Annotated in this window: 12 protein-coding genes; 9 read left to right on the top strand and 3 right to left on the bottom strand. The window is 48.7% G+C overall.

The genetic code is table 11. From position 1 onward, the window contains the following. Positions 1–100: 100 nt before the first annotated feature. Both AAH187_RS17780 and AAH187_RS17785 read left to right on the top strand, forming a co-directional pair. The gene (locus AAH187_RS17780) at positions 101–1,666 is read left to right on the top strand and encodes a carboxypeptidase M32 (RefSeq protein WP_342349827.1); all 1,566 of its coding nucleotides are present in this window, start codon (positions 101–103) and stop codon (positions 1,664–1,666) included. Between the two features lie 204 nt (positions 1,667–1,870). Beyond that, positions 1,871–2,164: a helix-hairpin-helix domain-containing protein gene (locus tag AAH187_RS17785; RefSeq protein WP_342349828.1), complete on the top strand. Its 294-nt coding sequence runs from the start codon at positions 1,871–1,873 to the stop codon at positions 2,162–2,164. A gap of 125 nt (positions 2,165–2,289) precedes the next feature. Here the strand turns inward: AAH187_RS17785 and AAH187_RS17790 are convergent, their stop codons facing one another. Beyond that, positions 2,290–2,850: a hypothetical protein gene (locus AAH187_RS17790; protein WP_342349829.1), complete on the bottom strand. Its 561-nt coding sequence runs from the start codon at positions 2,848–2,850 to the stop codon at positions 2,290–2,292. A 110-nt stretch (positions 2,851–2,960) separates the two neighbouring features. Between AAH187_RS17790 and AAH187_RS17795 the strand changes: the two genes are divergently transcribed. Together AAH187_RS17795 and AAH187_RS17800 are read left to right on the top strand one after the other, a co-directional pair. After that, positions 2,961–3,395 carry a transcriptional repressor gene (locus AAH187_RS17795; RefSeq protein WP_342349830.1) on the top strand — a complete coding sequence of 145 codons (435 nt, stop codon included), beginning with the start codon at positions 2,961–2,963 and terminating at the stop codon, positions 3,393–3,395. 328 nt (positions 3,396–3,723) lie between these two features. Continuing rightward, complete coding sequence (locus AAH187_RS17800; RefSeq protein ID WP_342349831.1) at positions 3,724–4,383, top strand: Spy/CpxP family protein refolding chaperone; 660 nt, start codon at positions 3,724–3,726, stop codon at positions 4,381–4,383. 83 nt (positions 4,384–4,466) lie between these two features. On the opposite strand, the gene AAH187_RS17805 is transcribed toward AAH187_RS17800, so the two are convergent. Together AAH187_RS17805 and AAH187_RS17810 are read right to left on the bottom strand one after the other, a co-directional pair. Then, entirely contained in the window at positions 4,467–5,489 is a 1,023-nt protein-coding gene (locus tag AAH187_RS17805; RefSeq protein ID WP_342349832.1) for an FAD:protein FMN transferase, read from the bottom strand. A 72-nt stretch (positions 5,490–5,561) separates the two neighbouring features. After that, complete coding sequence (locus AAH187_RS17810; protein ID WP_342349833.1) at positions 5,562–6,080, bottom strand: hypothetical protein; 519 nt, start codon at positions 6,078–6,080, stop codon at positions 5,562–5,564. Between the two features lie 883 nt (positions 6,081–6,963). On the opposite strand from AAH187_RS17810, the gene AAH187_RS17815 reads away from it, so the two are divergent. The 5 genes from AAH187_RS17815 to AAH187_RS17835 form a co-directional block, all read left to right on the top strand. Then, positions 6,964–8,349: a hypothetical protein gene (locus AAH187_RS17815; RefSeq protein ID WP_342349834.1), complete on the top strand. Its 1,386-nt coding sequence runs from the start codon at positions 6,964–6,966 to the stop codon at positions 8,347–8,349. 359 nt (positions 8,350–8,708) lie between these two features. Next, on the top strand, positions 8,709–9,086 hold the full coding sequence (locus AAH187_RS17820; protein WP_342349835.1) for a DUF3576 domain-containing protein: 378 nt from the start codon (positions 8,709–8,711) through the stop codon (positions 9,084–9,086). After that, positions 9,068–9,754: an FMN-binding protein gene (locus tag AAH187_RS17825; protein ID WP_342349836.1), complete on the top strand. Its 687-nt coding sequence runs from the start codon at positions 9,068–9,070 to the stop codon at positions 9,752–9,754. Before AAH187_RS17820 ends, AAH187_RS17825 begins: the two co-directional genes overlap by 19 nt. A 17-nt stretch (positions 9,755–9,771) precedes the next feature. Beyond that, the gene (locus AAH187_RS17830; protein ID WP_342349837.1) at positions 9,772–10,284 is read left to right on the top strand and encodes a hypothetical protein; all 513 of its coding nucleotides are present in this window, start codon (positions 9,772–9,774) and stop codon (positions 10,282–10,284) included. Between the two features lie 159 nt (positions 10,285–10,443). After that, positions 10,444–10,712 (top strand): hypothetical protein (locus tag AAH187_RS17835; protein WP_342349838.1); only part of this gene is annotated, 269 nt, incomplete at its 3' end.

Consider the following 10,712-nt stretch of genomic DNA (forward strand, 5'->3'; position numbering starts at 1 on the left):
TTCACTCATCGGCGAAGGCTTCTTGCCAATTTCTTCAGAGCTGCCTTAGAGTGGTCCGGTCATCCGCTGAACCATTTTTCAATCATTGAGGGAACCGCTCATGTCCGCTGACGCTGCTGCTCTAGATCCGCTGAAACAGACCTTGCGACAGATCCATCACCTGCATGATGCCGCAGCCGTGCTCTCCTGGGATCAGGAAACCTATATGCCCTCTGGTGGAGGAGCAGTTCGTGCGGAACAACTGGCCACCCTTCAAACACTGGCACATGACCAATTTGTTTCACCTGAGATGGAATCGCGGCTTGGGACTTTTGTGGATCTCCCAACCGGCGCTCTTCATTCTCAGCACTCGTCCGCCCTGGATGAACCCGCACAAGCCCTCCTTCGCGAGACCTGGCGGGACTTTTCCCGCGCGAAAAAATTGCCGTCGGCGTTCGTCAACCAGCTTGAGCGGGAATGCTCGTTAGCTCAACAAGTGTGGGCGGAAGCCAGGAAGACGAATGACTTCCAACGGTTTCTGCCGAATTTGCAACGGGTCGTGAAACTCAAGCAACAAGAGGCGGAGTATCTGGGTTACACAGATTCTCCCTACAACGCGTTACTGGACACCTACGAGCCGGGATCGACCGTGGCGCAATTACGACCACTCTTTGCCACGTTGCGGACGGAGTTGATCCGACTGCTGGATTCCATTCGACAGTCCCCTGTCCAACCCGACACCCAACTCCTGACGCAATCGTATGGGCAAATCCCACAGATGGACTTTGGACGGCTGGTGCTCAAGCACATGGGCTACGATTTTCAACGCGGACGCCTGGATTTGTCGGAGCATCCCTTTACGACGGCCTTCCATCCAACCGATGTGCGGGTCACCACGCGGGTCTTCGAAACGGATCTCCCCTCCTGCCTCTTTAGTTGTATTCATGAAGGCGGGCATGGCCTGTATGAACAAGGGTTACCCACCAAACACTATGGCACGCCATTAGGCGAAGCCGTTTCCTTAGGCATTCATGAAAGCCAATCCCGTTTATGGGAAAATTGCGTGGGACGGTCCCAGGCGTTTTGGCAATATTTTTACCCGAAACTTCAGGAAATCTTTCCGACACAGTTGGGGGAGACCAGTGCGGAGGATTTCTATCTGGCAATTAATCGAGTGGCCCCGTCGTTTATCCGGGTCGAAGCCGATGAACTGACATACAACCTGCATATCATGGTGCGATTTGAAATTGAGCTGGATATCATTGAAGGCCGCTTGTACGTTGAAGATCTGCCGGAAATCTGGAACGCCAAAATTCAGGAATATTTGGGAATCGTTCCGTCCTCCGATGCGGAGGGCGTGCTGCAGGACGTGCACTGGTCCTTTGGTGCCTTTGGCTATTTTCCCACCTACACGCTTGGGAATCTGTATGCGGCCATGCTCTTTCGACAGGCACAAAAAGATCTTCCAGACCTCGACCAGACTATCAGTCAAGGCAACCTGCTTCCCTTGAAAGGCTGGCTGAATGACCGTGTGCATCGTTGGGGACGACAGTATACGGCGGCCGACCTCATCACACGCGTGACAGGGCAAGCCCTGACACCTGAACCCTTCCTTCAAGACCTCAGGCAGAAATTCGGCACCTTGTATCAATTTCCGACAACATTCCCTGCCTCCAACGCCGAATAATCCATCAGATTTTATCGGTGTTTTCATTTTCCGAGGCAACCTTTTCGACAGGTTGCCGCTGATTTGTGCACGTCCCTAACCTGGCCTCACTTATTCATTCGTTGCCTTTTCCCTTTACAGGGGAACAACGTGCAACGAGGCGTGTCAAACCTTTTTCAAGGAGTGTGTACCGTGAGGCTGAATTCACAAAAGGTTTCCGTTTTCATGTTTGCCCTTGTTCTTTCAGTTGGTCTGTTATTTCCCTTGCCCTGGGCAGAAGCCAACGTGAATAAGGTTGACATTAACGCTGCCAGTCTGGAACAACTCGAGGCCGTCAAAGGCGTGGGACAGGATATCGCCCACAACATTCTCGCCTACAAAAAGGATCATGGAGACTTTAAGTCGTTCGATGACCTGGGGAAAGTCAAAGGCGTGGGAAAAGTCAGGCTGGAAGCGCTACGGGAAACCTTTACCGTTGGCTCAACAGCCTCTCCTGTCGAGACCTCGCCTACCAAGTAATTTTAGAATCTTTGATTCACAAGACCGAGGCCGAACACAGGTTCGGCCTCGTGACTTCGTTGCCTCTCTTCACCGATCACAACCACACCCCAGGGATTCACCGTCATCCGGATGCCGATTGGGCCTTAATACCCCATCGCCGCATTCAAGGTTTTTACCTGTGCGGGTGACAGCGTGATGGCTTCGGTCACTTCTATCCGCGAAGGCACCAGCATGATGGTATGGAAGGAAATATCCCGGATGGCCAATTTTTGCTCAGGATTATCAGCTGGACCTAATTCCACGGCCTCCACGGCGCTCATAATGGCGCTGGTATCCATAGGGCCATATTTCTCGACAACCGTCTGAATAATTTCCATGACCTGTTGATTGGCTTCGGGTTCCTTCATCATCTGGTCAACCAGGTTCACGACCCCCTGGGCCTGTTCCGGCACATCAAAATTCTCTATCCGTTCCTTCCTACGCAAGAAGAGTAAGTCATTATCGACATCCTTGCTAAAAGCCCCATAGGGAAATCGTACGAATTCAAAATGCAACCCTTTCAATCCTTTCCCCAACATTTGCAATTCACAAAGGAATAATAATTGCTGAAGTTTTACGTCACTCATCAGACCCATGGATTCGGTCAAATGCAAAGTATAAATCAGCAAAGCGCGGTCACCGGTCACTTCTGAGGGTTTTCTCATACGTTCTCCCTAAATTTCCTCACCAATGCCAAAACAAACAAAATAATTCTTGACCCCCTAGGCTGGTTGGGGTTTAATATCTTTCTTCATTCATTCAGAAAGTTTTTACTATGCCTAAACCAGTCAAAGAACTCGAAACACTCAAACATCATCTTCAAAAAAACAGTCTCAAACTGACTCGTCAACGCGAGTTAATTCTGACGACCTTCTTGAAAATGGAGCATGTTACTGCCGAGCAGTTATATCATATCCTCGCCAAAAAAGACCCCCATATTGGCCTCGCCACCATTTATCGCACACTCAAATTATTCTGTGAAACCGACCTGGCACAGGAACGCCATTTCGGCTCACAAACGCAATTCGATAATGTGTCCCACAAGGGTCATCATGATCACCTCATTTGTACTTCCTGCGGAAAAATTGTCGAATTTCAAAATTGCCAAATCGAAAATTTACAAGAAGAGGTTGCGAGAATTAACGGCTTTACCATTCAAACCCACAAACTCGAACTTTACGGTCTCTGCAATACCTGCCAACCCGCCTGATAGATCTGGCTTTTCCGTTCCCTTCGTTCACAGCTTTTTCCTTTTGATAACGAATACTTCTCAAATAGAGACTGTTGCTCCAACCTATCGGCGCAAAAACTGAATCATCCACGCTCTCACCCGCCTTTCTCTATCCGGGACACGGGCTCAAACCAATGGCGTTGCTTGGCTTCATGGGTTTTTTTTAAGATAAGTCAGGGTATTACACACTACATTTCTCCCATTCCTGTGTATAATAAGAACTGGTTCAGGGAACTCACAGATCATGATCTGTCAGCTTATTTTTTCAACCCTAGCTTTTTTCTCATAGCGAAAGGAGGCTGTTCACATGACAATTAAAGGCAGAACGAACCACACACGAATGATTCCTCTCTGGTCCGGGGTCTTATCCTTAATTTTGGGATTCCCCGCGATGGGTTTGGCCACAGGATATGGAGGAGATGCGCACCACCCATCTGGAAACAGCGCGTCCCCCCACGGGACAGGAGCCTATGGCCATGCCCAGGCTCCACATGGCACAAGCATGTCCGGTGGCTATGGCACCGGAGGAAGCTCCCATTCATCAGGACATGGTCCTCATCAAAGTGCCTCTGAATTTATTGAGCACATTTTGAAATTCAAAGAAGGCATGGCCATTACCGATGAACAGGTCGCCAAACTTCAAACGATTAAAACCAATTTTGAAAAAACAAAAATTAAAATGAAAGCTGACATGCAACTGACCAGCTTGGATTTGCACGAGTTGTTGCGGAATGACCAAGGTGACTTGGGCGCCGTTGAATCCAAACTGAAAAGTCTGTATGAGATTCGTGCCGGGCTTTACCTGGCGTCAGTAAAAGCCGGTCGGGACGCCAAGGCCGTGTTAACCGATGAGCAACGCTCTCGGATGCAAGCGGTCCATGATCGTCTCGACTCGTATAAAGAAGGCGGGATGACGAAAGGTCATCCAGGCGGGTATTCCCACCATTCCAAAGACAAACCAAGCTAAACAGTACTCTCGCCAAACAGGTTCAATCAAAAAAAAGGAGGCTTCATGCCTCCTTTTTTTATTGATTGAGGTTGAGAGCCTTGTTACGGCTCAAGGCTCAAACGACCCTTCAGACCGGATGAGACAAAAACTTTTCCTTCCTGATCAACAATCACCCCTTCCACATCGGGCAATGACTCAATGAGGGCCATGCCCTTGTCGGGACCCATGACAAAAATCCCGGTGTCCAACCCATCGGCCATCACACCATCTTTGGCTATGACCGTCACGCTTTGACATCCGCGAGCCGGATGAAGGGTCTTGGGATCGAGAATATGGTGAAAGCGAACCCCGTCTTTCATAAAATACCGTTGATAGTCTCCCGCCGTGGAGACCGCTTCATCCTCTAATTCGATCCGTCCTAAGACCTCCCCCTGCTTTTTTCGAGGATGCTGAATGCCAAAGACAAACCGCTGATGATCCGGCATGCGTCCGAACGTTTTAATATCCCCGGACAGGGCAACCACGCCTGCTGTCGCCCCTGAAGCCTGCATCACCCTGGCAGCAAGGTCAGCCGCATACCCTTTCCCGATTCCTCCAACATCAATAGACATCCCGGGATGACGCAACCACACCCTTCGCGTTTTTTCGTCCAACTCCATGCTTGATAACTCCATCTGCGGGCGGAGCTCTTCCAGATATTCCCGGGACGGAACCTGCCCTTCCCCGCTGGCATCCCATGCCTTGACCGCTGGACCAACGGCGATATTGAACCCTCCCTGCGTGAGCTTAGCCATCTCCAGAGATCGCACTAATACCTCAAACGTTTCCTGACTCACCTGGATCGGTTCCCGTCCCGCCGCAGCATTCACCTTCGATAATTCACTGGTTGGAATCCAGGTACTCATCAGGTGTTCAATGCGCCGAATTTCGGCCAAACCGGCCGAAACTGCGGTTTTGGCCGTTTCTTCATCCGATGCCACTCCAGTCACAAAAACCAGAGTCCCCATTAAATACTGGCTACGCTTGATGAGAGCACTTTTTGCCAGACCGGCATCCAGACTGACCAGCGTAAGTGCAACAGAGAAAAAAACAATGGCAAAATGATTAAATGAATGCTGATTCATAGATACAAATTCCCAAAGACAGCGAAACGCGCCTCCCCTATTCATGAAATAAAGAACGCAACAAACGGATTTTCAGCGATAAAAGTATGGGGCCTTTGGATATGGAGCCACGACATACATCCTGGCTTTGTGAGTGGTAAGTTCCGGGAACGAGTTCACAACAAATCTGCCTCTCAGTATTGGATCAGCTTCAAAGACTTCCTCCCAATTCGGATTTCTCTGTGGAACCTCCATCCGGACCATCCGTTGGGTCCTGGGTGTATCAACCTTCAACTGCCATGTGCCTAAGTAGGTCATTTGATTGGCGGGAATATGAAACCTCATCGTAACTGAGGACTCCGCCCTAAAGGGGCCTTCATTAAATTGCAAGCGAATGACCTCATAGTGCCCAGGCAGGAGAAATACCGAGAAAGTTTGCGCCTCAGCTTCGACCATGACACGAGTTCGTTCCTGCGTGGAGGCATGGATCACATCAAAAAAACGCAATCGAGTAGGAAACTGGCGTGGATTCGGCCCTATGGTTTCGAGGTCAATTCCTCCAAATACCAGTGATTGGTCCCCCCCGCCACCAGTTACATTCTGAGCTCCCACGGTGAAACAACCTGAAAGGAACATGCTCAAAATTGCAATTAAAAAATGAGCTCTCAACGATCCCCAATCAAGATGACGAGATGTATTGCAATATGGAAACAATGACTCACCTCCCCTAAGGGCTTAGGAGCCCGTTGATTTGTCGACCATTTTGGTTCCAGCCCCGCATCAACTCTTATCCTCATAATGGCAATTCATGTGATGAAATCCCGCCCACGCTTCAACCTCGCCAAGCTTGTTATATAGCTTATCAAACGGTTCGGGCTTAGCACGAACAGGGTGAAAAATTCATCTCCCGCTGGGTAAGAATCCGTTCGCCATAAGTGCCGCGTACGGCGCAGTCGTCGAGGTGAGGTGAGAGGACAATTGCCGTTTTTAGGATTACATAGGCCCAATATGGCTTGTCCGATAGAAATGTTACTGAACCCTCTAAAAAACTTGATCTTGACAAATCGTGCCGAGTGAGATATTACTGCTCCCGCTTTAAGGATATTAATAATAGTTATCAATATTATTTAACTACCTGAACTTTAATCAAATAGATGGAGGTGAGCAAAAATTACACCATGGCACCAGGGGTCGTAAAAGAATGTTCTGAAGCTCGATGTGAATGTGGTCAGTTGGTCGCAAAGCTTGGAGTTAACGGAGTTGAGTTGAAATGCAAACGATGTAAACGTCTTATTCTCATACCTTTCTCGACTCTCTCTGATTCCGAAGTCGCCATCCAACTATGCGCGACCTCACCACCTATTAGCACTCCCTCATAAAGAATCCGGGAGAAGCTTGTCCTCTCAATTAACCTGAGGGCCTTTGAGTCCCACTCAATCTCAATAACCTCAGAGGACCCTTTAGAGTCCCCATCCGTTTGATTGGAGGAAATGCAATGAAGTCAAGATTGCTCATGGGGGCTCTGGTAGCCTTAACATGTATGTTCGGACAGTATGGTTTTCAGGGAATCGCCGGCGCCGAAGAACTGACGCAGACTGAACAGGAGGCGATTAACAAAGCCGTTGACCAAAGGGTGCAAGAGCTTATGAGGGGAGGCGGAAGCGCGACACAGATGGACGGCGAACCGGTCTCTCCTACAAGCAGGAACGTTCGAGACCTTGGAACATATTTTGGTAAGAGTCAAAAACCCAATTCAGCCATGCAAGGGTCCGGAGGATTGATCTATGCCCGGCCTTTCGTTTCCAGCCCAAAAGCCATCGTGGGTGGATACATGGACATTGAATACTTCAATCGAAAGAACCAAGGGAACAGTAATTTCGACCAACACCACTTAGTACCCTTTATTTATGCCGATGTCAGTGATCGGGTCAAAATCGCAGCAGAAATCGAATTTGAGCATGGGAATGAGCTGACCGTGGAATTCGCCACTATCGATTATCTCATTCAGGAACCCGTCAACCTTCGCGCAGGAATCATCCTGGTACCCATGGGGAAATTCAACCTCCTGCATGACGCCCCCCTCCGTGATCTCACCGAACGCCCTATCGTGGACCAACGAATCCTCCCATCAACCCTCCACCAACCGGGTGTCGGAGCCTACGGCACATTCTATCCCTCAGCTCTCTCAAAGCTGGATTACGAAATCTATGTCCTCAATGGATTCACCAACGCCTTTGGAGGCGAGGACAATCCCAATAACACGTCCAATATCAACCAAAATAACGGACTCCGCTCGGCTCGCTCAAGCAGCACCGAGTTTGACAATAATAATGGGAAATCGGTAACTGGGCGAATAGCCTTCAGTCCTGTTTTGGGAGTAGAAGTCGGTGGTTCTGGATTTTACGGGAACTATGGCACCCGGAAGGGTGATAATCTGGCCATTGTGGCATTAGATTGGACCTTCCAACGTGGTCCATTTGAGTTAATTGGAGAAAGTGCCTGGTCTCACATCGGAAACAACGACAAAAATCAAGACGGAACGAAGAACGGCAATCCAGAGAAAATGCAAGGATACTACATCCAAGGGAATTACCACTTCCTTCCAGAATGGCTGAGCAACCTGGCCCCGACCTTCTTCAAAAAGGAAGTCTCCACATTTACCGCCGTGGTGAGGTGGGAAGAAACGCAACTCGGAAAGGATTTAAGTGGTGAAGCCAGGAAAACCGGGGAATGGCAACGTTGGACCTTCGGTTTAAATTTCCGTCCCACGGAAGATAGTGTCTTTAAAACCGACTTCCAGTACACGCCTGTAGGCCTAGATGATAAAGGTAATAGGATCAGTGACACAGCCTTTATTGCATCCTGGGCGACGTATTTCTAAAATATCTCGAATGAGAGGCGGGGAAAAGATCCTAAACATTTTCCCCGCCTCTGGAAATCTTCAAAAAATAGAACATCCTGAGAATACTGATAAAAATCAACATAAATATCCATATTGACCGCTTTCAAATTCCACTGATATAATCGGCCTACAATATCTCATAATGAGAATCAAATTCAAATAAATCGAAATTCATTCTCGTTTTTTAATTTATTAATCCCGATATTGTTTTCATATTGTTATTTATGTTGGCTCTATCCCTTGCTTCCCTGATTCGCACAATCTTTATTTTGGCATGTACAGCTTTTTTTCTAGGCTGCAGCTTCCTTACCGGTCAAGACTTGATTGTCGATCGATACATGGCCTGTCCAATTGATTCTGTATGGAATTCCTCATTGGAAACTCTCAAAGCCTATCCGGTGACCAAGAAAGACAAGTCTAACGGGGTGATCGAAACCGGGTGGCGGGTGGAATATGTGCAAGGCGCCGCCTATGGCCTTTTCCAACGTGAAGGAATGGGCGACAAAGAACGATCTCAACTGACCCTGACCATGAAGCCCCTCGATTCCAATGCCGTGCGATTACAAATTGCGGAACGGCGGCAACATTGGGGATTCCGTGGTGGCGGCAGAATTTATGATTGGTATCCGGTCGAGCCATCAGAAAAAGCCGTGAATAATATTTTGACCAACTTAACCAAGACACTTGAGGCTGAAGGATGCTTCATCGAATCCTGATTATCCTCCTCCTCAATGCACTCCTTTTTCTTGGTCTGACCTCGGGAGGCCAGGCCCAAGACGAGCAAATCTGGGATCAGGATTTGAACCGATACCTTACGCCCCAGGAAATGGTTCAGGAAGATGTCTACCTGACTCCGGAAGAGGCCGCCAAATTGACACTTCCTGACTCCGATTCCATCCGCTTGGAGGTCATCACCCTCACCGACGACCAAAAACGACTCATCGAAGAACGAATAGGATGGCAATTTCCGGAATCGACCTTTGATTGCTTTATTGGAGAAACGAAGGGAGAAATCGATGGATGGGCCTTTGTCCAACATACAATCGGCAAGCATAAGGCGATGACCTATATGGTTGGAGTTGACCCCGATGGGGAAGTCACCAACGTTGAAGTATTGATATATCGGGAATCACGGGGAAGCGAAGTGCGAAAAAAACGCTTCAGTTACCAATACCATGGAAAAACGATTGAGGACCCCATTCGGATCAACCGGGATGTCCTCAACATTTCCGGCGCCACCATGTCCGTACGATCCATGAGTGCCGGCGTTAAGCGCGCCCTCGTCCTGGCCCATGAACTCTACTTACAATCCAAGAGCCAAGCCCCCATCAATACGGCCAGTCAAACGAACAAAGGCTTTTTGGAGTCCCTGCTGGGTTTCTAACCTCCTGCAGTAATGGAATGCGAAATTTCAATGCCCGCTTCCGGCTCCGTGATACCGACCGCCATATCCGCTTAGTCTATACCTGGTTTCTCCTGCTCATGCTCGCAGGATTTATTTTCACCTTTTTCTGGGCTCATAGCATGACTGAGTTAAGCCTTAAAGGCCTTGCCGAACATTACCGAGGGTCTGATGCGACCTTTGGTGAACCAATGCCCTTTGGCCAACTGGCCGAGACCACACATTTTCATCTGTTTACCATGCCGGTCACATTCATGATTTTGGTCCATGTGCTCTATCTCACAATGGTCGGGCCCACCATAAAAGTGGTTACGACATGGATGGCCTTTGTCGGAGTCACCCTGGATCTGGTTTCACCTTGGCTGATTGCCTATGTGTCCCCAATCTTTACCATCGCCATGTTGACCGGAGACATCCTGATGGTTGTAGGGTTTCTCATCATGTTCGTCATACCCATGTATGAAATGTGGTGGCAAAAATCCGCCTTTATGATGCCGGAATCGGATGACTGATGTATGTCCTATTCCCGATTAGAAGAACATTCTTTACCTGGACCCATGCATAGACGCGGATCACTTCAACTACTCAGTTCGCTTGAAAAGGCTTTTGGACCTTATGATGGACTGCGACAAAAAATTTCTCATCCAATCGAATCAGACGGAAAACTTTTCATGAGAAAGGAACAAACACTTCGCCCACATCGTGCATCGGCATGGTCAAGGTTTCCTCACCATGGCTATGGGACGTGGATAGGCGTCAGCCTCTTTTCCGTATTTCTTTCTGCCTGCGCCCCAGATTTGTATTGGGCAAAACCAGACGCAGGCGAAGGTGAATTCGAACAGGATCTGCGCTCGTGTCGGGAAATTCTGATCAATGAGGTTCAAGATTCCGAGACTTCACTTAACCCATTCAGCAAAGGATTAACTGATGATGCCCTGGC

It is taken from the genome of uncultured Nitrospira sp. (genome assembly GCA_902500695.1).
GTDB lineage: Bacteria > Nitrospirota > Nitrospiria > Nitrospirales > UBA8639 > Nitrospira_E.